The organism is Pseudonocardia sp. ICBG601, assembly GCF_020496245.1.
In genome coordinates, this window is the sequence record NZ_JAHLJA010000042.1 from 1 (window position 1) to 25,506 (window position 25,506).

Genomic DNA, 25,506 nt, shown 5'->3' on the forward strand with positions numbered 1-25,506 from the left:
CCCCTGAGCGGGGCACAACCACCGCCGGTCTCGACGTTGTCGTCACGCAGCCGAGGTCTCCTGAACCGAGGTCTCCTGAACTGCTGCGGAGCTAGTGGCCCCCTTCTCGACTGAGGCTTCGGCGTCTGGGGTCGCGCGGCTTCCCCTCGCCCGCTTCTTCCTCACCGATGTATCGGTCGGGGAAGAAGCGGACGAGGGTTCTTGGGCGGATGCTGCGGCGGTCTGCGCGTCGGGGGCGGTGGTCTGCGCGTCGGGGGCCGGGTCAGGGGCGACTTTGACTGCCGTTCGTAAAGGGATGCGCTTGCCTGCGGCCGGGGTCTTCTTCGTGGCCATGGGGGTCTCCGATCCGTGCTGGTCAGCGGGTGGCGAGCCCAACGAGGGCGAATGCCTCGCGGGTGAGGTTCCGGTATTCGGATTCGGCTGCTCGTGCGGCGAGGGTCTTCGGGCCTCCGATGTTGAGGACGCTGGTCATGCGCTCGCGCGCGCTCCGGTAAGGGGTCCGTCGCTCGGCGATGATGGTGTCGGCGACCTGGAACTCGTAGTCGTCCCGAAGTTGTTTCTGCAGGTCGAGTACGCGGCCGGGAGCTCCGGTCGCGGAGGTCTTCATCCCGGCGGTGCCTGCTCTGGTGATGGCGAGCAGATACGGGATGGGCAGTCCTGTCTCGATCATGCGGATGATCGGGGTGAGGTCCATCAGCTCGGGAGGGCTCGGGACCAAGAGAGCGTCAGCGATGTAGGCGCCGGGTTCGCCGAGCATCGCGTGAAGAGCTGGCGGGCTTGTTTGAGGGAAGTCGATGACGATGAGGTCGTAGCGATCCTCATGCTCTCGGACTCCGTGGAGGTCGTTGAAGTCCCGACCGTCGGCGAAGTCGAGTCCGCTGAATTGGCCTTCTTCGACCCAGTCCAGGGTGCTGCGGGTCGGGTCGGTATCGACGAGGAGGGTGCGGCGGCCGTGGACCTGGGTGGTGATCGCCGCGATGTGTGTCGCGGTGGTCGTTTTACCGACCCCCCCTTTGGGGGAACCGATCGCAAGAATAGCCATGCCCTCACACTACTACGTAGCTACTGAACGAACAAGTCGGTAGCTACGTAGTAGAACATCCCTGGTTCTGCTGGTCACGGCGCCTGTTCGCTGTGACCAGCAGAACCAGGCTGGAGCACGCAGACGCCGCCTCCGGCGGCGCTGTAGCGGTTTCTGGGCCGAGGTAGTCGAGGTCTCGACTCTTACTCCTCACTCACGAAGCCCGCGGAGGAAAGAGGGGCGCCGGGTGGGGGGGCGCCGCTGGAACGCTGAGCTCTAGAGCCGCTGGTGACGAAGCGAGGCGGCGCAGCGGCCGCACGCGGCAGTGCAGCCACATCCCGGCGACCAGCACAGGGGGGAGGCGGGCTCGTGATGACCGATGACAGGAGCCGTCCCTCCTGTCATCGGTCCTGTCATTCTCGTTTTCGCAGGTCAGCGCCTCAATGACAGGGGTGACAGCAGTGACAGGCCCGGCAAATTTTTATAACACCTCTACATGGTGACCTGGGTCACTTGATGATGGCGACCCTCTGTCTCTTTTTCTCCTCTACTAAAAATCGGCTTGCTCCTGTCATTGCCGTCATCCTGTCATCGCCTCATCGTTTCCGCAGGTCAGAGGGTGGGCTTGAGCGATGACAGGAGAGTGACAGGAGCCCAGGCTCCTGTCACTCTCCTGTCATCGGCCTTGCTTTTTGTCTGGTATGTCCTGGTATGTCTGGTTCGTCTTCCGTCGCGGCGCCGGGGGCTTTTTCCTCCGCGGGGCTGTTTGGTCGTAAAGGAGAGCAGCGCCCGGCCGGGCGGCGGCGGGAGAGTCAGTGGCCGGGGAGTTCGTGGCGTCCTTCGGTGATGTCGGCGGTGACGGCGACGATGAGGTCGGGGTCGACGAGCAGGCGGCGCACTGCGGCTCGGGTGACGTGTTGGGGGCGCAGCCGGGAGCGGCCGCGGTGGCGGCCGGTCTCACGGGCGATCTTCTGGGTGAGTCGTTCCAGCCGGGCCGATTCGGAGGCGACGAGATCGAGGGTGGCTCGGGTGATGTCCCCTGAGCGGGGCACAACCACCGCCGGTCTCGACGTTGTCGTCACAGCAGCCGAGGTCTCCTGAACCGAGGTCTCCTGAACTGCTGCGGAGCTAGTGGCCCCCTTCTCGACTGAGGGGCTTCGGCGGTCTGGGGTCGCGCGGCTTCCCCTCGCCCGCTTCTTCCTCACCGATGTATCGGTCGGGGAAGAAGCGGACGAGGGTTCTTGGGCGGATGCTGCGGCGGTCTGCGCGTCGGGGGCGGTGGTCTGCGCGTCGGGGGCCGGGTCAGGGGCGACTTTGACTGCCGTTCGTAAAGGGATGCGCTTGCCTGCGGCCGGGGTCTTCTTCGTGGCCATGGGGGTCTCCGATCCGTGCTGGTCAGCGGGTGGCGAGCCCAACGAGGGCGAATGCCTCGCGGGTGAGGTTCCGGTATTCGGATTCGGCTGCTCGTGCGGCGAGGGTCTTCGGGCCTCCGATGTTGAGGACGCTGGTCATGCGCTCGCGCGCGCTCCGGTAAGGGGTCCGTCGCTCGGCGATGATGGTGTCGGCGACCTGGAACTCGTAGTCGTCCCGAAGTTGTTTCTGCAGGTCGAGTACGCGGCCGGGAGCTCCGGTCGCGGAGGTCTTCATCCCGGCGGTGCCTGCTCTGGTGATGGCGAGCAGATACGGGATGGGCAGTCCTGTCTCGATCATGCGGATGATCGGGGTGAGGTCCATCAGCTCGGGAGGGCTCGGGACCAAGAGAGCGTCAGCGATGTAGGCGCCGGGTTCGCCGAGCATCGCGTGAAGAGCTGGCGGGCTTGTTTGAGGGAAGTCGATGACGATGAGGTCGTAGCGATCCTCATGCTCTCGGACTCCGTGGAGGTCGTTGAAGTCCCGACCGTCGGCGAAGTCGAGTCCGCTGAATTGGCCTTCTTCGACCCAGTCCAGGGTGCTGCGGGTCGGGTCGGTATCGACGAGGAGGGTGCGGCGGCCGTGGACCTGGGTGGTGATCGCCGCGATGTGTGTCGCGGTGGTCGTTTTACCGACCCCCCCTTTGGGGGAACCGATCGCAAGAATAGCCATGCCCTCACACTACTACGTAGCTACTGAACGAACAAGTCGGTAGCTACGTAGTAGAACATCCCTGGTTCTGCTGGTCACGGCGCCTGTTCGCTGTGACCAGCAGAACCAGGCTGGAGCACGCAGACGCCGCCTCCGGCGGCGCTGTAGCGGTTTCTGGGCCGAGGTAGTCGAGGTCTCGACTCTTACTCCTCACTCACGAAGCCCGCGGAGGAAAGAGGGGCGCCGGGTGGGGGGGCGCCGCTGGAACGCTGAGCTCTAGAGCCGCTGGTGACGAAGCGAGGCGGCGCAGCGGCCGCACGCGGCAGTGCAGCCACATCCCGGCGACCAGCACAGGGGGGAGGCGGGCTCGTGATGACCGATGACAGGAGCCGTCCCTCCTGTCATCGGTCCTGTCATTCTCGTTTTCGCAGGTCAGCGCCTCAATGACAGGGGTGACAGCAGTGACAGGCCCGGCAAATTTTTATAACACCTCTACATGGTGACCTGGGTCACTTGATGATGGCGACCCTCTGTCTCTTTTTCTCCTCTACTAAAAATCGGCTTGCTCCTGTCATTGCCGTCATCCTGTCATCGCCTCATCGTTTCCGCAGGTCAGAGGGTGGGCTTGAGCGATGACAGGAGAGTGACAGGAGCCCAGGCTCCTGTCACTCTCCTGTCATCGGCCTTGCTTTTTGTCTGGTATGTCCTGGTATGTCTGGTTCGTCTTCCGTCGCGGCGCCGGGGGCTTTTTCCTCCGCGGGGCTGTTTGGTCGTAAAGGAGAGCAGCGCCCGGCCGGGCGGCGGCGGGAGAGTCAGTGGCCGGGGAGTTCGTGGCGTCCTTCGGTGATGTCGGCGGTGACGGCGACGATGAGGTCGGGGTCGACGAGCAGGCGGCGCACTGCGGCTCGGGTGACGTGTTGGGGGCGCAGCCGGGAGCGGCCGCGGTGGCGGCCGGTCTCACGGGCGATCTTCTGGGTGAGTCGTTCCAGCCGGGCCGATTCGGAGGCGACGAGATCGAGGGTGGCTCGGGTGATGTCCCCTGAGCGGGGCACAACCACCGCCGGTCTCGACGTTGTCGTCACAGCAGCCGAGGTCTCCTGAACCGAGGTCTCCTGAACTGCTGCGGAGCTAGTGGCCCCCTTCTCGACTGAGGGGCTTCGGCGGTCTGGGGTCGCGCGGCTTCCCCTCGCCCGCTTCTTCCTCACCGATGTATCGGTCGGGGAAGAAGCGGACGAGGGTTCTTGGGCGGATGCTGCGGCGGTCTGCGCGTCGGGGGCGGTGGTCTGCGCGTCGGGGGCCGGGTCAGGGGCGACTTTGACTGCCGTTCGTAAAGGGATGCGCTTGCCTGCGGCCGGGGTCTTCTTCGTGGCCATGGGGGTCTCCGATCCGTGCTGGTCAGCGGGTGGCGAGCCCAACGAGGGCGAATGCCTCGCGGGTGAGGTTCCGGTATTCGGATTCGGCTGCTCGTGCGGCGAGGGTCTTCGGGCCTCCGATGTTGAGGACGCTGGTCATGCGCTCGCGCGCGCTCCGGTAAGGGGTCCGTCGCTCGGCGATGATGGTGTCGGCGACCTGGAACTCGTAGTCGTCCCGAAGTTGTTTCTGCAGGTCGAGTACGCGGCCGGGAGCTCCGGTCGCGGAGGTCTTCATCCCGGCGGTGCCTGCTCTGGTGATGGCGAGCAGATACGGGATGGGCAGTCCTGTCTCGATCATGCGGATGATCGGGGTGAGGTCCATCAGCTCGGGAGGGCTCGGGACCAAGAGAGCGTCAGCGATGTAGGCGCCGGGTTCGCCGAGCATCGCGTGAAGAGCTGGCGGGCTTGTTTGAGGGAAGTCGATGACGATGAGGTCGTAGCGATCCTCATGCTCTCGGACTCCGTGGAGGTCGTTGAAGTCCCGACCGTCGGCGAAGTCGAGTCCGCTGAATTGGCCTTCTTCGACCCAGTCCAGGGTGCTGCGGGTCGGGTCGGTATCGACGAGGAGGGTGCGGCGGCCGTGGACCTGGGTGGTGATCGCCGCGATGTGTGTCGCGGTGGTCGTTTTACCGACCCCCCCTTTGGGGGAACCGATCGCAAGAATAGCCATGCCCTCACACTACTACGTAGCTACTGAACGAACAAGTCGGTAGCTACGTAGTAGAACATCCCTGGTTCTGCTGGTCACGGCGCCTGTTCGCTGTGACCAGCAGAACCAGGCTGGAGCACGCAGACGCCGCCTCCGGCGGCGCTGTAGCGGTTTCTGGGCCGAGGTAGTCGAGGTCTCGACTCTTACTCCTCACTCACGAAGCCCGCGGAGGAAAGAGGGGCGCCGGGTGGGGGGGCGCCGCTGGAACGCTGAGCTCTAGAGCCGCTGGTGACGAAGCGAGGCGGCGCAGCGGCCGCACGCGGCAGTGCAGCCACATCCCGGCGACCAGCACAGGGGGGAGGCGGGCTCGTGATGACCGATGACAGGAGCCGTCCCTCCTGTCATCGGTCCTGTCATTCTCGTTTTCGCAGGTCAGCGCCTCAATGACAGGGGTGACAGCAGTGACAGGCCCGGCAAATTTTTATAACACCTCTACATGGTGACCTGGGTCACTTGATGATGGCGACCCTCTGTCTCTTTTTCTCCTCTACTAAAAATCGGCTTGCTCCTGTCATTGCCGTCATCCTGTCATCGCCTCATCGTTTCCGCAGGTCAGAGGGTGGGCTTGAGCGATGACAGGAGAGTGACAGGAGCCCAGGCTCCTGTCACTCTCCTGTCATCGGCCTTGCTTTTTGTCTGGTATGTCCTGGTATGTCTGGTTCGTCTTCCGTCGCGGCGCCGGGGGCTTTTTCCTCCGCGGGGCTGTTTGGTCGTAAAGGAGAGCAGCGCCCGGCCGGGCGGCGGCGGGAGAGTCAGTGGCCGGGGAGTTCGTGGCGTCCTTCGGTGATGTCGGCGGTGACGGCGACGATGAGGTCGGGGTCGACGAGCAGGCGGCGCACTGCGGCTCGGGTGACGTGTTGGGGGCGCAGCCGGGAGCGGCCGCGGTGGCGGCCGGTCTCACGGGCGATCTTCTGGGTGAGTCGTTCCAGCCGGGCCGATTCGGAGGCGACGAGATCGAGGGTGGCTCGGGTGATGTCCCCTGAGCGGGGCACAACCACCGCCGGTCTCGACGTTGTCGTCACAGCAGCCGAGGTCTCCTGAACCGAGGTCTCCTGAACTGCTGCGGAGCTAGTGGCCCCCTTCTCGACTGAGGGGCTTCGGCGGTCTGGGGTCGCGCGGCTTCCCCTCGCCCGCTTCTTCCTCACCGATGTATCGGTCGGGGAAGAAGCGGACGAGGGTTCTTGGGCGGATGCTGCGGCGGTCTGCGCGTCGGGGGCGGTGGTCTGCGCGTCGGGGGCCGGGTCAGGGGCGACTTTGACTGCCGTTCGTAAAGGGATGCGCTTGCCTGCGGCCGGGGTCTTCTTCGTGGCCATGGGGGTCTCCGATCCGTGCTGGTCAGCGGGTGGCGAGCCCAACGAGGGCGAATGCCTCGCGGGTGAGGTTCCGGTATTCGGATTCGGCTGCTCGTGCGGCGAGGGTCTTCGGGCCTCCGATGTTGAGGACGCTGGTCATGCGCTCGCGCGCGCTCCGGTAAGGGGTCCGTCGCTCGGCGATGATGGTGTCGGCGACCTGGAACTCGTAGTCGTCCCGAAGTTGTTTCTGCAGGTCGAGTACGCGGCCGGGAGCTCCGGTCGCGGAGGTCTTCATCCCGGCGGTGCCTGCTCTGGTGATGGCGAGCAGATACGGGATGGGCAGTCCTGTCTCGATCATGCGGATGATCGGGGTGAGGTCCATCAGCTCGGGAGGGCTCGGGACCAAGAGAGCGTCAGCGATGTAGGCGCCGGGTTCGCCGAGCATCGCGTGAAGAGCTGGCGGGCTTGTTTGAGGGAAGTCGATGACGATGAGGTCGTAGCGATCCTCATGCTCTCGGACTCCGTGGAGGTCGTTGAAGTCCCGACCGTCGGCGAAGTCGAGTCCGCTGAATTGGCCTTCTTCGACCCAGTCCAGGGTGCTGCGGGTCGGGTCGGTATCGACGAGGAGGGTGCGGCGGCCGTGGACCTGGGTGGTGATCGCCGCGATGTGTGTCGCGGTGGTCGTTTTACCGACCCCCCCTTTGGGGGAACCGATCGCAAGAATAGCCATGCCCTCACACTACTACGTAGCTACTGAACGAACAAGTCGGTAGCTACGTAGTAGAACATCCCTGGTTCTGCTGGTCACGGCGCCTGTTCGCTGTGACCAGCAGAACCAGGCTGGAGCACGCAGACGCCGCCTCCGGCGGCGCTGTAGCGGTTTCTGGGCCGAGGTAGTCGAGGTCTCGACTCTTACTCCTCACTCACGAAGCCCGCGGAGGAAAGAGGGGCGCCGGGTGGGGGGGCGCCGCTGGAACGCTGAGCTCTAGAGCCGCTGGTGACGAAGCGAGGCGGCGCAGCGGCCGCACGCGGCAGTGCAGCCACATCCCGGCGACCAGCACAGGGGGGAGGCGGGCTCGTGATGACCGATGACAGGAGCCGTCCCTCCTGTCATCGGTCCTGTCATTCTCGTTTTCGCAGGTCAGCGCCTCAATGACAGGGGTGACAGCAGTGACAGGCCCGGCAAATTTTTATAACACCTCTACATGGTGACCTGGGTCACTTGATGATGGCGACCCTCTGTCTCTTTTTCTCCTCTACTAAAAATCGGCTTGCTCCTGTCATTGCCGTCATCCTGTCATCGCCTCATCGTTTCCGCAGGTCAGAGGGTGGGCTTGAGCGATGACAGGAGAGTGACAGGAGCCCAGGCTCCTGTCACTCTCCTGTCATCGGCCTTGCTTTTTGTCTGGTATGTCCTGGTATGTCTGGTTCGTCTTCCGTCGCGGCGCCGGGGGCTTTTTCCTCCGCGGGGCTGTTTGGTCGTAAAGGAGAGCAGCGCCCGGCCGGGCGGCGGCGGGAGAGTCAGTGGCCGGGGAGTTCGTGGCGTCCTTCGGTGATGTCGGCGGTGACGGCGACGATGAGGTCGGGGTCGACGAGCAGGCGGCGCACTGCGGCTCGGGTGACGTGTTGGGGGCGCAGCCGGGAGCGGCCGCGGTGGCGGCCGGTCTCACGGGCGATCTTCTGGGTGAGGGGACTGCGCGTCTAGGTCTCGGGGGATGTCGCTCAGGGGACGGCGAAGCGGGCCTCCAGCTCGGGCCCGGCTCCGTCGGGGACGGTGATGGTGTTGATCTTCAAGCTTGCTCCTGTTCGTTGTTACGGGGTGGGGAATCCGTCTGCGATGTGTGCGCTGATTTCGGTGAGTGCGTGGGTGGTGGTGGGGTGGAGTCGGTGGAAGTTGATGCGGCCTCCGGCGGCGAGGTGGGGGTCGTGGGGGAGTGTAATGACGGCTCGTGTTCGATTTTGGAAGTGTTCGGTGATGCGATGTGTGTCGATATCGGGTGAGGTGTCTTTGTGGTTGAGGACGACGATAGCGTTGTTTGCTTGGTGAGTGTAGCCGTGGTTGTTGAGCCAGTCGAGTGTGTGTGCGGCGCGGCTGGCTCCGTCGATGGTGGGGCTTCCGGTGATGATGAGTGAGTGGGCCATTTTGAGGGTGGGGGTCATGGTGTCGTGGGATATTCCGGTTCCGCAGTCGGTGATGATGAGGTTGAAGTATTTTGAGAGTAGTTGTATGACTTGTGTGTATTCGTTGGCGGTGAGTGCTTCGCTGGTGGCGGGGTCTTGGTCGGAGGAGAGGACTTTGAGTCGTCCGGCGAGTGTCATGTAGCTGGTGACGTCGGTGAGGGCGTTGAGTGTGTGGATGTCGTTGAGGAGATGTCGGATGGTGAGGCTGGTGTCGCCGGTGAGTCGGTCGGCGAGTGTTCCGGCGTCGGGGTTGGCGTCGATGACGGCGACTTGGTCGCCTCGTATTTCGGCGATGGCGTAGCCAATGCAGGCGGTGAGTGTGGTTTTTCCGATGCCGCCTTTGACGCTGAGTACGGCGACGCGGTGGGGGGCGTGGAGACGTCGGCGGACTCGTTCGCGGAGTTGTTGACGCGCTTTTTCTGTGGGGCTGATTCCGGGATTGATGAGTCCGGCGGTGAGGCGGTAGGTGGCGCGTCGCCATCCGTGTTGGGGGATGTCGGCGCGATGTTTGGTGAGGGTGTCGTGGTTCAGGGTGTGAGAGCTCGGCTGCTGGTGTCCGTGCTGGTGGGAGCCGGGATGAGGGGAGGGGGGTGGGGGTGGGGGTGGGGGTGGACTGCCGACGACGGTGTTGTCGAACTCGGTTTCGTTGGACATTTCTTTAATATTGTGCGAACTGGAATTGAGCCGCTTGCGGTGGGGGTCGGCTATATTGATGACACCTCCTTGTTGGTCATTGTTGGATTCGTCGAGGGGGGGTGGGGTTTCGTTGGAGTCGGAGGTCGGGGCGGTAGTGGTCGTGGGCTCTGTGGTTGCTGTGACCGTTGGGGGGGACTGGATGATTTGATCAGGTGCGCCACTTTCTTCTTGAGCGGCTTGCGTTGGGGGCATACTGGAGGCAGTTTCTTTGTTGTCCCAGTCGCGTTGGAATGGATTGCTCGACATGAGGGCGGTCCGTTCTGTTGTTGTGTTTCACTTGGGGAGGTTGAGTTTGCGCGCGCAGGCGGGCCAGGCGCTGTATCCGCCTCGGTCGGCGCGTAGTTTTTCGGCGATGGCGATTTGCTGGTCGGGGGTGGCTTGGTCGGCGGTGGGGGCGTGTTCGGTGCCACCGTAGGCGGCCCAGGTGTTCTTGTCGAATTGTAGGCCGCCGTGGTATCCGTTTCCGGTGTTCGCGGCCCAGTTGCCGGAGCTTTCACATTCTGCGAGTTGGTCCCAGGTCTCGGAGGAGCTGGAGGTGGTGGAATTGCGTGGCCTGCTGCGAGTGTCGGTGTCGTTGGGTGCGTCGTTGTGTGTGTCGTCGGGCTTGGTGCTGATGTCGGGCGGCGAGGCCGCGGAGGGTGAGGTAGATTCCTGGTTGAGGGTTCTGTTTTTTTCGGGTTCGCCGTTTCGGGGGTTACTTTTTTCGGGATTGCTGTTGTCGTTGTTGCGTAGTGCGGCGGCGAGGTCGCGTGCGTCGGGGTCGTCTGCGGCTTTGTCGAGTTTGTCGAGGAGATCGCTACGGCGGTTTTCCCAGTTGTCATGATCGTCTGTCGTGGCTGTGGTGTTGTCGTTATTACTGCTGGTATTGGAGCTGTTGCCGTTGTCGCGGCGCGGTGATCCTGCGGTGCTGTGGTTGCGGGTGATCGTGTCGCCTGCGCGGGGCGTGGAGGCGCTGCGGTCAGGAGAGGGTGGGGGCGAGAGGGGCTCGGCGCTGGTGTCGCTGCTGTCGCGGGGGGTGTCGGCGCGCGCGGTGTCGGTGAGTTGGTCGTGGAGTTGTCGGGCGTCGGGGTCGGAGTCGCGGAGTCGTCGCAAGTTCTCGGTGAGGTCGGTGAGTGCTGCGTCGATGTCGGTGCTGGTGGGTTCGGTGCTGGTGGTGTCGGTGGCGCAGTCTTCGGGGTCGTTCGGTGGGGCGTCAGTGCTGGCGGTGAGAGAGGGGGGGGGCAAGGTCGGCGGGGGTGGGGCCATGTCCGGCGCGGGCGAGGATGCGTCCGGCGCGGGTGTGCTCGGGGTCGGTGGCGTGCAGCAGGGTGTCGGAGGTGTCGGTGGCGTGCTGGCGCCAGCCTCGGTGCAGGGCGGGGGTGATCCCGGCGTCGCGGAGGGTGTGCGCGGTGCGTTGCTGCTGAGCGCTGGGCTGGGGGTCACTGGCGACGCTGGCGAGTAGTGCGCGGGCGTCGTCGAGGGCGTCGATGGCCTGATCGAGCTGCTCGGTCGTGCTGCGCTGTGTCGCGTTGGGGGGATTCGGTCCGCGGCTGGGCGGGGTGCGCTGGGGGCTGGTGGTGCTGGTCTGGGCGCAGGTCACGGGCTGCGCGCGGGGTCGCTGGGGGTCGCTGGCGATGGCGGGAAGGGTGAGGGTCGCGGCGAGGGCGACGGCAGCGATGGCGGGGAGTGCGACGGCCATGAGTTCTCCGTGAAGGTAACCGGCGTGTAATCGGATTAGTTGTCGGTACGGCTACTGGATTTGTTGTTGGTGCGACTGCGGCCGTTCCAGTTGTTTTCCTCGTCGGTGGCGGTGGTGGAGGAGTCGGCGTCGGTTGATCCTTCACTTGCGGGGGTGGTGGTTGAGGGTTTGTCACCGTTGTTGAGCGCCCATTGCTTGACCCAGTCGTAGTGGACTTCCCCGGTCTGGTTGTCGCCTTTGGGAAACCAGTCGAGTTGGAGGGTGAGGTGCATGGGTCCGGGCGGGGAGATGCTGGTGTCGGTAGTTTTCCACCATTCTTTTCCGTCGACGAATGCGGTGATGGCGTCGGGGGTCCATTCGACGGCGTAGTTGTGCCATTGGGTGGCGTCGATGTCGAGTTCGCCGTGGACTTGCGAGTTGTCGGCGCCGTAGTGAAGGAAGAGTTCTATTTTTTTGCGTTCGGGGTCCATGATTTCGGCGAAGTCGATTTCGCCGCCGATGGGGAAGTTTTCTTGGGTTGGCCAGAGCAGGGCGAGAGCGTTGTAGGAGGGGGAACCGGTGGGGGCTTTCATGCGGACTTCCCAACGGCCGTGGTGCTGGCTGTGTTGGGGCCAGGCGAGCCCGGCGGTGGTTCCGTCGGCGCTGCCGTGGATAGTGAGGATGCCGTTGCTGGTGGTAGCAGCGTCGGGGGAGCGGGTGCCGTTGCCGTCGTGGCCGGGACCGTCATAGAGGCTCCATCGGTCGAGGTCGCCGTCGAAGTCGTCGATGACCTCGGGCGGACCCCAGTTGAACGTTTCTCCTGCACTGGGGGTGTTCTCGCTGGTTCCCGAGTTTCCAGGCGGCGCGGGTGAGGTCGGATTACCGCGTCGTTGTGCGTTGTTTTCGTCGGGATGGCTGCCGCCGCCAGTGTTGTTGTCAGTGTTGTTGTCGGGGATGCTGGTGCAGCGGTCGGGGATGAAGTCGGGGTCGGTGACGCCTGCGTTTTCGAGGTGTTGTCGTAGAGGTTTGGTGCGGCTGCTGTTGTCGTTTCGGAGGGCGTGATAAAGGGAGAGCGCGGAGATTTTCCAGGAACAATTCTTGTTGTCGATGGCAGTGCTGTGGGAGATGGTAGTGCTGGCGGTTTTGGGCGCGTTGGGAGTGTGGTTGTCGTTGTGCGTGGGGGTGAATGCGGTGGCGATGGCGAGGGTGAGTGCGGCGGCGATATGGGGGAAGGGCACGGGGGCTCCGGGGTGGCGGTGCGGGGGTTATGCGCTGTTGCGGTGGCTGGTGGGGGTGAGGTCGATGGTGAGGTCGCCGGTGGTGGTGCGGGTGATGGGGATGCGGAGTCGTTTCCATTCGCTGGCGCCGGGGGTCCAGCCGGAGGCGGTGGGGGCGGGTGCGGCGGCGGGGACGGCGTCGGGGGTGCTGGGAGGGTCGGGTGTCGCGCTGGGTGCCCTCGGTCCGCGGGCGGGGTGGGGGGTTCGGGTGTAGGGGGTGATGCGGACGCGGACGTCGACGGTGAGGTGGGTGTCGTCGTGGTGGGTGACGGTTCCGGTGGTGGCGGTCTCGGCGCGCTGGCGTCCGGTGCGGTCCCAGCCGAGGTGTCGGGTGTCGGTGTGGGGGAGGTAGCGGGCGAGGACGGTGTCGCGGCGGTGGGGGTGGTCTTCGTCGAAGCTTTCGAGGTCGAGAGCGAAGGCCCAGGCGAGGCTGGCGGCGTCGGCGGGATCGATAGGGGCTTGGTGCGGCAGGTACTCGGGTTCGGGGGCGGCATGTCGGCCTCCGGCGATGTCGCGCCGGGGGCGGGGAGTCCAGGTGGGCGGCTGCCGCCCGGGCTGACCGTCGCTAGGGGGGCGCTCCGGCCGGCGCTCGGGCTTTTCTCCCCGCGGGGTGGTGGGCGGCACCGAAGGTGTCGTTGCACTGAGGGATGGCATGGGCGCGGCGCGCTGGGAGGTGGACTGGATGGCGGGCTGAGCAGGGGTTAGTGGGGTTGTGGGGGCGGTGAGCTGCGGTCGCGGCGGTGTGGGGCGATAGATCTGAGTGGTCTGCTCGGCGGCGGCGAGCAGCGTGGAGTGGTCGCGGGCGTTGGCGGCGCGCTCGTGGGCGGGCCGCCGGGGGATCAGCTGCATCGGACGGACTCGCGAGGGACTGTCATGTGTGCGACCTGCTCCTTGCGGCTGCGGAGGCCGACGGGGGACTGCTTGATTAACTGCGTGCGACTGGGTGAGAGTGTGCCGGATCTGACGGGGTCGAGGGAAGGTCGATCCCCTTTGTCTTTCTTACTGGGGAGCAGGGGGCGGTGACGAGCGTCGAGGGGGTGGAGACCGTGGTCTAATCCGAACACTCTGAATGAGAGCGAAGAGAGTGGGCGCAGATGAAGGGGAGGGGCGGGGGGATGACGAGCGGGGGTCGCCAGGGTGAAGTTGAGGTTGGTGCGGGCGGAAGTTTGCCGCGTGGTGCTTTATCTTTATTGCTGTCAAAAGATTCCTGGGGCAGATGGCTGTCGACATTGAGGGAAGAGTTTCAATGGTTGCGGGATAACCCTCCGACTGGACTGGGAGAACTGCCGGAGCCTTTAGTGGGGCGCCCGAGTTTTTTCCGGATCAATCGTTACTGCTCGGATGTCGTCCGAGCGGCGGGACTTCCCTGTCTAGCAGATCCGGATGAGTTGATTCATCGCGTCGCGCAATTAAGGGGTCGAGAGACCAGAGTATGGTATAGAAGATTGGATCCTGGGGTGACAAGTTTTACGTGTCAGATGAAGGATTCGCCGTTACTGGACACGATGGTGGTGGGGGTGAATAAGCCGGGAGAGAAGCAGGTTCGCGGAAAATTCCATGAGTGCATGCACATTTTGTGCGGACATGTAGACAGGGATGGGGAGTCGCTGTCGAGACATGAACGCGGAGATGTGGTGTCAGACGAGGAGTATGTGGCGGAGACCGGAGGGTTGATTTTGTGGCGTCGCTCGATGTTGTATCGGAGCAGTTTCGGGTTTCCGCCGGTGGAGGAGAGTACGCGGAGATTGGATCGGGTATTGCGGACGGGTGAGCCGGTGGTGCACGGAGAGAGGGGCTGGCTGTGATGGGTTTGGGGTGGTGGGCGTCGGCGTCGGCGGGGCTGGGGCTGCTGGGGTTGGTCTGGGCGATGCTGCTGCTGTGGAGATCGCGTGGTGAGCGTTTCCGGGTGCTGTTACCGCTGGTGGCGATGGCTTCGGGGTGGGTCCTGTCCGCGTTGCTGGGGGCCTGGGTGGTGACCGGCCGAGTCGTGGCCGGAGTGGACTCGCTGGTCGCGCACACGACGTTCCATGCGACCTTGAAGGTGACCGCGTTTTTCCTCGCGGTATTCATTGTGTCGTTTCCAGTGCCGCCTCCGAGATCGCTGGTCGAACCGGTGCGCGAGCAGTGGGTGAATGCGACTACTCGACGGGCTGTTGTGCTGATGCGAATTCAGTTCGTGGCGCTGGTGGCGGCGCTCGCGTCAATGATCACGGTGACGATTCTGATATCAGGATCGGAGCGGGAGTGGCTGACCGCTATGACCCAGGGCGTGACCGAAGGTGCCCCGGTCGGCTCGCCGCTTATCGCGCTGTTCTTCATGCCGGAGAACGTGTTTATGATGGTGATCTTCGGTGCGGTGGCGTTGTGGGCCTGGGGGCATCGGAGAGTTGCAGGTGTGTCGCGCTCACTGAAATGGGCACTGACGGTAGCGGGGGCGGGGTCGGCAGCGATTGCGGCGGGCGCATCGTTATTGTTTCTGTCCGGGCTGATCAGGCTGTTGGGTGTAGTGCCACCGGGATTGTTGCCGCTGGTGGGAATGGCGGGCTTGGCGGTTGGTTCACTTGTGGTGATGACGGCGGTGATCGTGCCGATGTTCATTGGCTTCGGGTGGGCGGTGTTGATGGTGTGCCGTGAGCTGTATGACACGTATGAGTTGCGGCCGCTGTGGGACGAACTGAAATCGGTCACACCGACTCCGCGATCACCGTGGCGCACTGCCCCGGGAATAAGGAACGGACAGCCCGATGGGACGGAGACCGTGGTGGAGCCGGGTATAAGGAAGGCTGATGGTGACGACCGAGGAATGGCCTGATTTCGGGATCGACTTGGCGATCGGAAACCTTGACGATGCGGCCCGACCGGGCCTGCTCAATATCGTGACTTTACTCGGGTTTCTGTCGACTCGGTTGATGGGGAGATGCGAGGACCGCCTTGATGTCATCGCTGAAGAAATTGAGGCGATCCTCGCTGAATCGGGAGCCGTCGGCCGCCGCCCTCCGACGGCCCTGGAGATCCGCGAGGCAGTATCACGCAGGAATAGCGGGCATGCAGTGTTCCCGCAGGGGCCGGTCGACCGGGTCGACGACGGCTGGGACCTCACGAAGACCCGCCCGCTTTTACGGCAATGGGGCCGAGAATTCCGGGTCCTTCAGCGCCGAGAACGGAGGCTCGCGAAGCGGCAGGAGAGGACTGCGAGGGCTGGACGGTCAGGGCTGGTGCTTTAGTCGGCGTTGGTCCCGTCGGAGAATGTCACCGGTCCGATCGGGGGGTGAGGGTTGGTGTAATTGTTCTTGGTGCGCGTGATGCGGCTGTATTTACGCTGGCCGCGAGGAGGCTTGGGGGTGGGCTGTTCGAGCTGCTGCGGATCGATGGGGTTGACGAAGGCGTCAGGTGTGGACCTCTGGTCGACAGGTCCCTGATTGAGGAGTGCCGGGGCGGTCTGCTGCTGGTAGGACGACTGCTGCGGTGGCTGCTGGCCGCTGGTGGCCTGCTGAATCTCGTCGATGATCCGCAGGATGGTGAGCCGCGCCGAGGGGGAGAGTGCGGCAGCCCGTAGCGCGATGTCGTGAACCCCGACGGCCTGTACGGCACGGGCGAGACTCAACGAGTGGTTCATGAGCTCGGACTGAGTGGATTCAAGAAAATAAGTGACAGGGACCTGAAAGAAACGGGCGATCGCGGTGACGTGCCGAATAGTAGGATAGGAGCGAGCACCGGTGCGTAACTGGGAGAGATAGGGGATGGAGACGTAGAAACCTTCGTTCTGCTCACTGATGCCTTCAGCGACCTCTTCGAGGGTATAGGGTCCCCGATAAGGTGGGTGCACATTCTTGAGGAGATAATCGAAGCGTTCTGGGAGCGCCCACCCTGTAGTGTTCGGAAGATCCTGCATGAGAACTCTCTCTCTCTCTCTCTCTCTCTCTCGAGAGAAAAGCGGCCACCCGGAGCTGGCGACCACCTTAACATGAGATTTGTTAACTGAGTGGGGCCGGGTCTCACTGAAGCCTGCCGGATAGAGGGCGATGTGTCCGTTATGGGACTCGCTGTGAACGTATGACGACCGCCGTGGGGGATGACGGTGCGAGGTCGCGAGATTCACGCAAATGGACTGTTGCGGTTTCGAAAGAGAGGGGGATTGTGTACGCTGCGCACGGTAATGCTTACCTAGAGTCAGTAATATGGTGTGCGATGAAGCCGAGCGAGGCATGAGCGGGTGATGAGTGACTCCGTCTGAGGGATATGTTCCTGGTCGCAGCTCACGCGGAGGTCTGTGCAAAAGGCAGGCATGCCTGATGTAGCCAGGAAGGGCTGATCGGGCCAGGATTGATCACGGCTGAGCGAGGATGGCAGGGGAGGGGACGGTGTGAACGGGTCGGTGCTGGCGCAGGGTCTGGATGCCTCGCGGCTGATGGAGTGGCTGTCGGGGAACGCGATCCCGGTGATCGTGATCGTGATCGGGCTGTGCGTGGTCGCCGCAGCGGCGAAGGCGGACCTGCCGAAGATCATCTCGGTGGTGGTGTGCCTGCTACTGGGACTGGTCGTGGTCGGGATCGGCCTGGTCGACGGCGGAGCGAAGGGTGTCGCGGAGTGGGCGGCGAACCTGGTGACCAGCCGATGACCGCGCTGTCGGCGCTGTCGGTGGGGGGCGTGGGTGCGGTCACGGGCTGATGACGAGTTGTATGCGGTGTCGAATCGCTATCTGGGGCCGCCGGGGCGGACGTTGCCGTGGCAGGCCCGTTACAGCGCCTATGGCCTGTGGGCGGTCTACGCACTGATCGCGCTGGTGATCCGCGCCCAACTCGGGCTCTTCCCCGGAGTCATCGGCTACGGCGTGGTCGCGGTGGTCGCGGTGGTCGCAACACAGGCGAGCATGCGCTGGGTGAACCCGGACCGCTCGGCAGCGTCGGCGGCGGGACTGTTCGCGGCGGAGCTGCGGGCCCCGCGCCGCGGCCGGGAGCACTCGCGCACGACGGTGCTCGATCCGAGCGCGGTGTCGGTGGCGGTGACGCGCCCGATTCCCGAACCGACTCCGGAGTCGATGCCGGGATGGATATCGGCGCCGAGGTGGGCCGGTCCGCAGCTGCGGGAGTCTGAGGAGGCGCGGCAGTGAGGAGAGGGGCAGATCGCGGAGGACCTCGCGGCGGCGCGGGAGAGTATCGGCCGGGGATTGCGCTGCGGGGGATCACCGGGCATCTGGCGCGCACGGAGTCGTCGGTGATGGCCTGGTATCGGTTGGCGCCGCAGTCGTGGTGGATGCGCGCCGATCATGAGCGTGAGCAGATGATGTCGGCGCTCGGGCTGGGGTTGGCGCAGCTGAGCGGGCGCTGGATGCACTGGCGGGTCTGCTGGGAACCGCATCCGGCGCCGTCGTGGGCTCGCGCGCACGACGAGTGGGCCGATCCGCTGCCCGATCAGCGGGGTGGGGTGTCCTGGGAGGAGCACCTGGTCGGCGAGCAGCACCGGGCACTCGATGTCGGAGCGTCGGTCAAACAGGTCTATCTCGGGGTCGAGGTCCACGCTGGGCGTGGCCGGCTGGGCCGGTTCGGCGATCGGATCGGCACGGGCCTGGGGCGCCGGGTCGCGGACTGGGGTGCTCGCTGGGTGGATGCGGAGCTGGAAGCTCTCGATGCCCAGGTGCAGCGCCTGGACGCGGTTCTGGCCGGGCCGGGGTTGTGGGCGCGTCCGGTGACGGCGGCACAGATGCTGAGCTTGCTGTATCGGTCGTGTGCGTTGGGCCTGCCGCCGGAGGCGGGCCTGGCGGCGGCCCCGCACACGGTCTGGGACGTCGAGGACATGGCCGCCCTCGACGGCGCGGCGCGTTGGACTGTCGAGCCGTATGCGCCGACGGTGCAGGTCGCCGGTGTGGCCGAGGGTGTGCGTCATGACCGGCATCTGCTGATCGCCTCGGTCGGGCGGATGGGGGAGCTAGAGGTCCCGGGCCGGGATCTGCCGTGGATGACGATGGCCGACGGCGCGCGGGTGTCGTGGTCGGGGCGGATGCGGATCCTGCCGCGGGAGGTCGCGGAGCGGTCGGTGCGCTGGGCATCGGATCGGATCGCGGCCCAGCAGCGCCACTACGAGGTCGAACACGGCCTGGACGCACCCCTGGGTTTGCACCGCCAGGCCCAGCTCGCCGCGGAGATCCGCGATGACCTCGACACCGATCGTTCCGGGCTGTCGGCGCGCTGTGAGGGGTGGTGGCGTCTGGCGATCGCGGGCGAGTCCGAGCAGCAGGTCATCGGGATGTTCGACGAGCTGCGCCAGCAGTTCCATCCCACGGTGGCCTTGGAGCGCAGCGAGGGCCAGTACGGGTTGGCGCGGGAGTTCATCCCGGGCGAGCCGTTGGCGACGCGGGCGTTCCGGCGCCGGTTGAGCGTGCGGCATGTGGCGATGGCGATGCCTGCGGCTTCGGAGGTAATCGGGGACGGGCACGGCCCGTTGCTGTTCCAGGCCTCGGTGTCGGGTCGCCCGCTGGCCTGGGACCCGTGGCATGACATGGACACCCGCCAGGTCTCCGGGCTCACGCCGGTGGTCGGGGGGCTGGGGTCGGGGAAGACGTTCTTGATGGGCGCGCTGGCGGTGTCGGTGGTGCGGGCGCGGTCGGCGTTCGTGACGTTGCTGGACCCGTCGGGGCCGTTGACGGCGTTGTGTGAGCTGCCGGAATTGGCCGGGGTGGCGCGGGCGGTGTCACTGCTCGACGCCCCGGCCGGGTCGCTGAACCCATATCAGATGATCACCGACCCGGCCCGGGGGGACTTCCCGGCCGGTGCGGAGGGGGACAGCGCGTGGCTCGATGAGCGGTCGGCGGCGCATGCTCAGCGCACGACGCTGGTGATCAGCGTGGTGACTCAGTTGCTTCCGGCGGCGATCGCGCGGGAGTCGACCACCCAGCAGTTGATCTTGTCGGCGGTGCATCGGGTCGGGTCGGACGCCGATCACGATCTGGGGCAGGTGTGCGCTGCGTTGGCGGCCTCGCCTGATGTCGAGGGGCGCCGACTGGCGGAGTCGCTGGAGGCGATCGTGTCGCCGACGGGACCGGCGCGGCTGCTGTGGGGCTCGGCTGATCGTGGTGAGAGCTCCGGGGGTGCCGGGTCGGTGTGGGCGGCGGATTCGGATCGGTTGTTGGTGATCTCGACCCGGGGGCTGACCCGTCCGCGGGATGAGGTGGACCCGGCGGATTTCAGCATGGAGGAGCGGTTGTCGTCGGTGCTGCTGCATCTGGCGGCGTGGCTGGCCTACCGGCGGGTGTATGAGGTGCCGCGCTCGGAGCCGAAGCTGATCGGCCTCGATGAGTTGCGGTGGTTGTCGGCCACGGCGACAGGCCGGACGCTGATCACCCAGTTGTCGAGGGATAATCGCAAATATCGGGCGCGGGTGCTGGTCGCGTCGCAGCTGGCCTCGGACGTGTTGCGCCTGGATGGTGATGAGTCCGGGTTGGCGGCGTTGTGTCACGACGTGTTCGTCGGGCGGACGGTGGATGAGTCGGCTCAGGCGGAGGCGTTGCGGTTGCTACGGGTCCCGGCCGGGGTCGGGTATGAGGCGCGGCTGGGTGAGCTGTCGGCGCCCTACGGCGACGGTTCGGGTGTCGGGGTGGAGGGGGATGCGCCTCGGGAGTTTCTGTGGCGTTCGGGCGCGCATTGTGAAGAGGTGCGTCTGGATCTGTCGGGTCCTCATCTTGCGGGTCTGCGTGCGGCGCTGGATACCAATCCGGCGCGGGCGGCGACCCGGTGACCGGGCTCCCTGCTCGGCCCGGGCTTTTTCCTCCGCGGGCGTTGTTGCGGCGCCGCAGGCGCCGTCAGGGCCTCGGCAGGTCCGGCAGGGCTCGGGGCTGGCTGAAAGTGCTGGTCGTAGCGCTGTTGGTGGGGACGCTAGGAGGGGGAGTGCTGATCGGGGCGGCGCCGGAGGCGGCGGCGGATCCAATCAGTGACCTGTTCAACGATTGCAAAGCACCCCCGGTCCCGACCGATCCGTCAGGAGGTTTTCTCGGCACCCTGGACGAGCTCGCGCTGAGAGAGCCAATGGGGGCACCCGGCCCGCATTCGAGCGAGCAAACATTATCCCGCCTCGGGGATGTTTATGGATATGCGGGCTTGAGCTGGTCGAACTACAACCTGGGCTGCGCGGGTGGGGTTCGAGACCCGGGCGCCTCGATCGACACCATGATTGGCGGATTCTTCCTAGGCACTGCAAAAATGCTGTTCGCGGCCCAGAACGGGCTTCACGAATTGGTGGTGATGGATCCCACCGGTCCGGCAGTGGGGCAGGCGTCGGAACAGACGGCACAGGCGCTGTTCGCAGCAGTTTTTTCCCCGTGGTCGGGCGTGGCATTGGTGGTGGGTGGGGCGATCCTGCTGATGGCGTCTCGTCGGGGTGATGCTGGGGAGATCGTGACCCGCAGCGCCTTGATAGTCGCGGCATTGACGATTGCAGCATTGTCTTTCGGGTCGGGCGCGCAGATCGCACAGAATCTTAGTGGCTCGGTCGGGCAGGTGATGTCGGCGACCCAGAACTGGGTGACCCGGGAAGCGTTCCCCGATCAGCTGGGCGCGGGCGGGGAAGCCTTACGGCACGCCATTTACCAGCAGGTGCTGTATCGGTCGTGGGCAGACGGGCAGGTCGGAGTCTCGGGCCGTGATGAGGCGGCCTGGGAGTTGTTCACCCACCAGGCACTGGATTACCACGAATGGTGGTCGATTCTCGATGGCCAGGGCGAGCGATCACAGGTATTCGAGGACAAGGGCGCAAAATGGATGGCTTATGCTGATGGGCAGCTCACCCCGACCGAATACGTGAATACTCAGGGGAAGGGTGATTCCCGAGCGGCTCTGGGCGCGGGCGCGTTGCTGGTGATGTTACCCATTGCACTGATTCAGATTTTCGCATTGTTGATCCAATATATGTTGGTGTTGTTTTTGGCGTGCATTCCGATGGCGGCGCCTGTGGTGGGGTTGTGGGGGATTGTCCGCACCGATGTCCCGGAGAAGGCTGCCCGGGTGGTGGGGGCGGTGGTGTTCGGCGCGGGGATTGCGTGCGTGTGCGCGGTGGCGCATTCGGTGTTGATTCTCGGTTTGGCACGGGCGGGGGAATTGACGGATGTGGCGATGATCGTGGTGTCGTGGTTGTCGACGATATTGTTGTGGATGGTGTTGCGGCCGATTCTGAGCCTGAGCGGGATCGTGTCCTCGGCGCGGGCGGTGCGATCTCGGGGCGCGCGAGCGGTGTCTGGAGTGCGCCGCGCGGTGGCCTCGGCAGCAGATCGCCGCGATCGAGAGCAGGCCCGCCGCCGCGGAGGTCCGGGAGTCCTGGTCGCGATCAGGACGGGCGGCGGACCGGGCGAGGACGGTGATGCAGGTGAGGTCGCTGGTGGTGGGGGGCGGGGGCCTCGACCGGGGCCACCGGACGGCGGAGGAAGTCGGTCATCGGATCGGGGTCCGTCGGGACCGCAGAGTTCAGGCCCGGTGACCGGCGGCCCTCGGTCGTCGCCGCCGCCGGTGGCGACCGGCGGAGCGGGGAGGGGGGAGGGCTCCGATCCTGAGGAGTCGACGCCACGGGTCCGCCTCCCACTGAGCCCTAGGCCGGGAGAGGAGCTGGTCAGACCGCCCGGGGGAGGAGAAGGGGGAGGTGACCGCGAGCGGGGAAGGCGGGGCCGCGGGGGGCTCGCAGGCTCGGCCAGGGCGCTGTCGGACGGGACCATTCCGCGAGTTGATCATGATGTGATGGCGGGTGCGGCTCCGAGGCCGGGTCGGCCGGGAGGTTCGGCGGAACCGGCGAGGGGGCCGTCGTTGGAGGGTCGCCGCCGCTCGGTAGCTGTTGAGGAGCAGACGGGGTCGTCTCCGGCGCCGTCGCTGAGTTCATGGTTGGTGGCTGGGGGCAGACGGCCTGGTGTGTATCGGCCCGGAAGTGGAGGTGACCGCTCTCGTCGGCTGCGGCAGCTGGGCAGGGGGCGGTCGGAATCGGCGGCTGGTGCGGTGCGAGGTCGCCCGGAGACCAGGCGGCGTCGGTCATGGTGATCCTGCGTGCAGCGCGGTCCTGGCTGTTGTACTCGCGACGTCGCTTCTACGGCATCGCCGCCGCCCTGGTGATTGCGGCGGTGTTGTGCGCTCAGTTGACGGGTAGGGATGGAGAATCCGCTGGTCAAGAGTTCCCACCGAGTGCAGCTGTTGCAGCGTCACCACCACCACCGCGGTCGGTGGACTTGCCCACGGCCCCGGTTCCGGGGGGGCCTTCAGGTCCGGCTCAAGGTGAGAATGCCCCCGGTGGGGAGCCCTCGCCGCCGTCGAGGTCCTCGACGGCGGGTCCGCCGGTGGGATTGGTGCAGGCGGCGGTGGCGACCGCAGAGCGGTTCGCTCGCCTCTGGGCCTCGCCGAACACCCCGAAGGCACAGTGGCTGCGACGGTTGCAACCGTTGGCTACTCCGGAATACGGGCACGTCATCCTGCCGCAGGTCGACCCGGCGAACATCCCCGCTGACCGGGTCGTCGGCGCCCCCCGAGTGGTCTCTGCAGATGAAGGCGTTGTGATGGTCGTGATCGAACTCGACCGGATCAGTATCCAGCTCGATCTCCTCTCGACTGAGGAGCTGGAAGGGCCGGACCGCCCGGAGGCAGCAGCACAGACCGCCGGGGTCGACGGAGGATGGCGGGTCGCTGCGGTCGCGCCGCTGACAGGCGGCTGATGCTCGACTACGAGGATCGACCGCAGAGTTCCGGAAGCCGGTATCGCGCTGCGGGCGAGGGGATCGAGAAGGTTCCGGGCCGCCGGGTGGTGACGGGTGCCGCGGGAGCGTTGCTCCTGGCTGGGTTCGTGGTGGTCGCAGTCTTTTCCGCGCTGGTGGTCGCGACCGAGCCGGGGTTTGACTTTGCGGCCCCGGGATGTGTGTCTGATCTGGCGGCGCCCTCGGGGGGCCAGGGAGGAGCAGTGGAGTGGTCGCAGTCACAGCGTGCGAACGCTGAAGTCATCGCCCGCACCGGAGAGCAGATGGGAGTGCCGGGCCGCGGGCAGTGGATCGCGCTGGCGACGGCAATGCAGGAATCGACACTGAACAACCTCGGCGGCGGCGACAGGGACTCGGCAGGACTGTTCCAGCAACGTCCCTCGCAGGGCTGGGGTACCCATTCTCAGGTCACCGATCCGACTTATGCGGCCCGGAAGTTCTATGAAGGTCTCCTGAGGGTGCCGGGTTGGGAGGCGATGCCGTTGACCGTGGCTGCGCAGACAGTACAGCGCTCGGGATTTCCCGACGCTTACGCGAAATGGGAACAAGCCGCAGCGGATTTACTAACTGAACTGGCGACAGGTACCTCGCCGGGGCTTGGTGGGCTTTTAGCGGGAGTGCTGTGTGAGCCGGGAGAGACCACGGGGGGCGGCACATCGACAGGGGTGGGGCAGGGAGCATCAACCGCAGCGCAGAGAGCGTTGGATTTCGCGGCAGCCCAGTTCGGGAAACCGTATGTGTGGGGAGGGGCGGGCCCGGACGGATTTGATTGTTCGGGGTTGACGATGCGGGCCTGGCAGGCCGCTGGGGTGCAGCTGCCTCGGACCTCGCGAGAACAGGCCACCGCAGGGCAGCGTGTCCCGTTGAGTGAAGCCCGCCCAGGAGATTTGGTGTTCTGGTCGAGGAACGGAACAATCCCGGGGATCCATCACGTGGCACTGTATCTGGGTGATGATCGAATCAGGGAAGCCCCTACCACGGGAACCCCGGTCCGCGACCGAGATTTAAACGTCACCTCGGGATCGTACGACGCCCGCAGGATTCTACCTTTCGTCATTCGACCTGGAGCTTGACTTGTCAGCGTGAAGCGCAGATGGGGAAGGAAGCTATTTTGGAAGGAGTAGTGGTGGGGGAGCTTGGGGTTGCTGAAGTGGCGGTGGGAATCGTGGGAGCCTTTGCTCTCGGGGGGTTTGCTCTTTATCGGTGGAGCAGTGAGGCTTATTCAGGCTCCGTCAGGTAAGTGCGTAGAAGATGAGTCCGATGACTGCCGAGATCGTCGTTTTAAATGTGGCGTAGGGTCGGCGGTAGTCTGTGTGGAGAACTTTCCACGTTTTGATATGGGCGATGACTCGCTCGATGGTGGCGCGTGTGCGGTTGAGGCTCTTGTTGAATGTTTTCTGCCAGTCGAGAAGTTCCCGGCCGGGTTGTTTTTTGAACGGGGTGAGCATGCCGCGCCCGATGTAGCCTTTATCGCCGATCGGTGGGTATGTGGCGAGGTGGTCGAGGGCGCCGGATTGGTCGAGGCAATGTAGGTCGTGTCGGGAGCCTGGGGTCGGGTCGGAGATCCACGACAGCTGCCCTTCCAGGGTGGCTGCGACCTGGACGACGACGCCGGTGGTGCGATGCTTGCCCGACCACAGACCTGGTACGGCGGTCCATGACCAGCAGGGCAGTAGGGTTCCGTCGATGATGTACTGCCGATCGGCACGAAGCTCCTCCGCCGTCGGAACGACACTCCGCAGCGCCTGTGCCAGCAACGGTGTCACCCCCGCGATCGCTCGACTAACCGTCGACTGCGACACCCCATAGGTTTCCGCCAACTCCCACTGCACACGATTCCCGCGCAGATACGCCAACGTGATCACCACCGACCAGAACAACCCCAGAACCGGCGGCCAAGACAAACGTGCCTCCGTCGCGTCCCGCTGATCCTGCTCATACACTATAGCGACAAGATCCTGAATTTCATCACGCCGGAAACCAGTGGTATAGTACATACTGCGGCAGCCCGTTCATCTCGGATTGATTCGGCAAACCAATATTCGCGATGGACGGGCTGTCGCCCAACCCGACACGCCGGGCTAGATCGTTATTTCACGGGCCCTGAATAAGCCTCAGTAGAGGATTGAAGTTTGGAGACGCTCTACGTGGAGAGCATATTAATGCGCTGTTGGGCGTGTCGTTCTGCGTGCTTTTTGCAACCCTGAATAAGCCTCAAAGTAGAGACCGCAGCCTGGATCGGCGGCTACCTCGGGCTCGTTCTGTGCAGCATTGTGATGTCGACATGGATGGTCTGGATGATAGCGCAGGGTCACCCAGGCGAAAACGTCATGAAAGAATTGCTCGAATCACCCATCACGGCGATTGGCGTGCTATTCATGGCAGCAGCACCAGCCGCGCTGGCCGGTTACTGGCAATCGCGCCGCCGCAGGGCCGAGGGATTGTAGAGGTGCAGGAGCATGTTGGGATTCTGAGGTTTTGAGTCG

Annotated in this window: 22 protein-coding genes; 8 read left to right on the forward strand and 14 right to left on the reverse strand. The window is 65.1% G+C overall.

Going from position 1 to position 25,506, the window contains the following annotated elements:
• Positions 1 to 355: 355 nt before the first annotated feature.
• The 12 genes from KPL57_RS15350 to KPL57_RS15405 all read right to left on the reverse strand — a co-directional run bounded on the left by KPL57_RS15350 (position 356) and on the right by KPL57_RS15405 (position 12,930).
• Positions 356 to 1,042 (reverse strand): ParA family protein, encoded by a 687-nt coding sequence (locus KPL57_RS15350; RefSeq protein ID WP_226352132.1) that lies wholly within the window; start codon positions 1,040 to 1,042, stop codon positions 356 to 358.
• A gap of 791 nt (positions 1,043 to 1,833) precedes the next feature.
• Positions 1,834 to 2,073, reverse strand: a complete 240-nt coding sequence (locus KPL57_RS15355; protein WP_226352133.1) for a hypothetical protein — start codon at positions 2,071 to 2,073, stop codon at positions 1,834 to 1,836.
• Between the two features lie 343 nt (positions 2,074 to 2,416).
• Positions 2,417 to 3,103, reverse strand: coding sequence for a ParA family protein (locus KPL57_RS15360; protein ID WP_226352132.1), 687 nt, complete (start codon positions 3,101 to 3,103; stop codon positions 2,417 to 2,419).
• A 791-nt stretch (positions 3,104 to 3,894) separates the two neighbouring features.
• Positions 3,895 to 4,134 (reverse strand): hypothetical protein, encoded by a 240-nt coding sequence (locus KPL57_RS15365; RefSeq protein ID WP_226352133.1) that lies wholly within the window; start codon positions 4,132 to 4,134, stop codon positions 3,895 to 3,897.
• Positions 4,135 to 4,477: 343 nt separating this feature from the next.
• Positions 4,478 to 5,164: a ParA family protein gene (locus KPL57_RS15370; RefSeq protein ID WP_226352132.1), complete on the reverse strand. Its 687-nt coding sequence runs from the start codon at positions 5,162 to 5,164 to the stop codon at positions 4,478 to 4,480.
• Between the two features lie 791 nt (positions 5,165 to 5,955).
• Positions 5,956 to 6,195: a hypothetical protein gene (locus tag KPL57_RS15375; protein ID WP_226352133.1), complete on the reverse strand. Its 240-nt coding sequence runs from the start codon at positions 6,193 to 6,195 to the stop codon at positions 5,956 to 5,958.
• Positions 6,196 to 6,538: 343 nt separating this feature from the next.
• Positions 6,539 to 7,225 carry a ParA family protein gene (locus KPL57_RS15380; protein WP_226352132.1) on the reverse strand — a complete coding sequence of 229 codons (687 nt, stop codon included), beginning with the start codon at positions 7,223 to 7,225 and terminating at the stop codon, positions 6,539 to 6,541.
• A gap of 1,082 nt (positions 7,226 to 8,307) precedes the next feature.
• Entirely contained in the window at positions 8,308 to 9,618 is a 1,311-nt protein-coding gene (locus tag KPL57_RS15385) for a MinD/ParA family protein (protein ID WP_226352134.1), read from the reverse strand.
• A 27-nt stretch (positions 9,619 to 9,645) separates the two neighbouring features.
• Positions 9,646 to 10,617, reverse strand: a complete 972-nt coding sequence (locus KPL57_RS72200) for a transglycosylase family protein (protein WP_374203728.1) — start codon at positions 10,615 to 10,617, stop codon at positions 9,646 to 9,648.
• Positions 10,565 to 11,050, reverse strand: coding sequence for a hypothetical protein (locus KPL57_RS15395; protein WP_226352135.1), 486 nt, complete (start codon positions 11,048 to 11,050; stop codon positions 10,565 to 10,567). The genes KPL57_RS72200 and KPL57_RS15395 overlap by 53 nt, the downstream gene beginning before the upstream one ends.
• 35 nt (positions 11,051 to 11,085) lie before the next feature.
• On the reverse strand, positions 11,086 to 12,267 hold the full coding sequence (locus KPL57_RS69740; RefSeq protein ID WP_226352136.1) for a glycoside hydrolase family 16 protein: 1,182 nt from the start codon (positions 12,265 to 12,267) through the stop codon (positions 11,086 to 11,088).
• Between the two features lie 27 nt (positions 12,268 to 12,294).
• Positions 12,295 to 12,930 carry a hypothetical protein gene (locus tag KPL57_RS15405; protein WP_226352137.1) on the reverse strand — a complete coding sequence of 212 codons (636 nt, stop codon included), beginning with the start codon at positions 12,928 to 12,930 and terminating at the stop codon, positions 12,295 to 12,297.
• A 1,243-nt stretch (positions 12,931 to 14,173) separates the two neighbouring features.
• Between KPL57_RS15405 and KPL57_RS15410 the strand changes: the two genes are divergently transcribed.
• Positions 14,174 to 15,118: a hypothetical protein gene (locus KPL57_RS15410; RefSeq protein ID WP_226352138.1), complete on the forward strand. Its 945-nt coding sequence runs from the start codon at positions 14,174 to 14,176 to the stop codon at positions 15,116 to 15,118.
• The gene (locus tag KPL57_RS15415; RefSeq protein ID WP_226352139.1) at positions 15,093 to 15,530 is read left to right on the forward strand and encodes a hypothetical protein; all 438 of its coding nucleotides are present in this window, start codon (positions 15,093 to 15,095) and stop codon (positions 15,528 to 15,530) included. Before KPL57_RS15410 ends, KPL57_RS15415 begins: the two co-directional genes overlap by 26 nt.
• On the opposite strand, the gene KPL57_RS15420 is transcribed toward KPL57_RS15415, so the two are convergent.
• The gene (locus tag KPL57_RS15420; RefSeq protein ID WP_226352140.1) at positions 15,527 to 16,198 is read right to left on the reverse strand and encodes a helix-turn-helix domain-containing protein; all 672 of its coding nucleotides are present in this window, start codon (positions 16,196 to 16,198) and stop codon (positions 15,527 to 15,529) included. The genes KPL57_RS15415 and KPL57_RS15420 overlap by 4 nt on opposite strands.
• 471 nt (positions 16,199 to 16,669) lie before the next feature.
• On the opposite strand from KPL57_RS15420, the gene KPL57_RS15425 reads away from it, so the two are divergent.
• From KPL57_RS15425 to KPL57_RS15450, 6 genes are all read left to right on the forward strand, one after another.
• Positions 16,670 to 16,924 carry a hypothetical protein gene (locus KPL57_RS15425; protein WP_226352141.1) on the forward strand — a complete coding sequence of 85 codons (255 nt, stop codon included), beginning with the start codon at positions 16,670 to 16,672 and terminating at the stop codon, positions 16,922 to 16,924.
• Between the two features lie 57 nt (positions 16,925 to 16,981).
• Complete coding sequence (locus KPL57_RS15430) at positions 16,982 to 17,416, forward strand: hypothetical protein (protein WP_226352142.1); 435 nt, start codon at positions 16,982 to 16,984, stop codon at positions 17,414 to 17,416.
• A gap of 107 nt (positions 17,417 to 17,523) precedes the next feature.
• Positions 17,524 to 20,037, forward strand: a complete 2,514-nt coding sequence (locus tag KPL57_RS15435) for an ATP-binding protein (protein WP_226352162.1) — start codon at positions 17,524 to 17,526, stop codon at positions 20,035 to 20,037.
• A gap of 149 nt (positions 20,038 to 20,186) precedes the next feature.
• Positions 20,187 to 22,316 (forward strand): hypothetical protein, encoded by a 2,130-nt coding sequence (locus KPL57_RS15440; protein WP_226352143.1) that lies wholly within the window; start codon positions 20,187 to 20,189, stop codon positions 22,314 to 22,316.
• 293 nt (positions 22,317 to 22,609) lie between these two features.
• Positions 22,610 to 22,981 (forward strand): hypothetical protein, encoded by a 372-nt coding sequence (locus KPL57_RS15445; RefSeq protein WP_226352144.1) that lies wholly within the window; start codon positions 22,610 to 22,612, stop codon positions 22,979 to 22,981.
• Positions 22,981 to 24,093, forward strand: coding sequence for a C40 family peptidase (locus KPL57_RS15450; protein WP_226352145.1), 1,113 nt, complete (start codon positions 22,981 to 22,983; stop codon positions 24,091 to 24,093). Before KPL57_RS15445 ends, KPL57_RS15450 begins: the two co-directional genes overlap by 1 nt.
• Before the next feature lie 159 nt (positions 24,094 to 24,252).
• On the opposite strand, the gene KPL57_RS15455 is transcribed toward KPL57_RS15450, so the two are convergent.
• Positions 24,253 to 25,017 (reverse strand): transposase family protein, encoded by a 765-nt coding sequence (locus KPL57_RS15455; RefSeq protein ID WP_226352146.1) that lies wholly within the window; start codon positions 25,015 to 25,017, stop codon positions 24,253 to 24,255.
• Positions 25,018 to 25,506 lie beyond the last annotated feature (489 nt).

Bases quoted from the DNA above. Each gene is read 5' to 3' on its own strand.
- KPL57_RS15385 (WP_226352134.1), bottom strand. From the start codon at position 9,618: ATGTCGAGCAATCCATTCCAACGCGACTGGGACAACAAAGAAACTGCC.
- KPL57_RS15435 (WP_226352162.1), top strand. From the start codon at position 17,524: ATGGCCTGGTATCGGTTGGCGCCGCAGTCGTGGTGGATGCGCGCCGAT.
- KPL57_RS15370 (WP_226352132.1), bottom strand. From the start codon at position 5,164: ATGGCTATTCTTGCGATCGGTTCCCCCAAAGGGGGGGTCGGTAAAACG.
- KPL57_RS15350 (WP_226352132.1), bottom strand. From the start codon at position 1,042: ATGGCTATTCTTGCGATCGGTTCCCCCAAAGGGGGGGTCGGTAAAACG.
- KPL57_RS15455 (WP_226352146.1), bottom strand. From the start codon at position 25,017: ATGTACTATACCACTGGTTTCCGGCGTGATGAAATTCAGGATCTTGTC.
- KPL57_RS15380 (WP_226352132.1), bottom strand. From the start codon at position 7,225: ATGGCTATTCTTGCGATCGGTTCCCCCAAAGGGGGGGTCGGTAAAACG.
- KPL57_RS15420 (WP_226352140.1), bottom strand. From the start codon at position 16,198: ATGCAGGATCTTCCGAACACTACAGGGTGGGCGCTCCCAGAACGCTTC.
- KPL57_RS15450 (WP_226352145.1), top strand. From the start codon at position 22,981: ATGCTCGACTACGAGGATCGACCGCAGAGTTCCGGAAGCCGGTATCGC.
- KPL57_RS15395 (WP_226352135.1), bottom strand. From the start codon at position 11,050: ATGGCCGTCGCACTCCCCGCCATCGCTGCCGTCGCCCTCGCCGCGACC.
- KPL57_RS15360 (WP_226352132.1), bottom strand. From the start codon at position 3,103: ATGGCTATTCTTGCGATCGGTTCCCCCAAAGGGGGGGTCGGTAAAACG.
- KPL57_RS15415 (WP_226352139.1), top strand. From the start codon at position 15,093: ATGGTGACGACCGAGGAATGGCCTGATTTCGGGATCGACTTGGCGATC.
- KPL57_RS15410 (WP_226352138.1), top strand. From the start codon at position 14,174: ATGCTGCTGCTGTGGAGATCGCGTGGTGAGCGTTTCCGGGTGCTGTTA.
- KPL57_RS72200 (WP_374203728.1), bottom strand. From the start codon at position 10,617: ATGGCCCCACCCCCGCCGACCTTGCCCCCCCCCTCTCTCACCGCCAGC.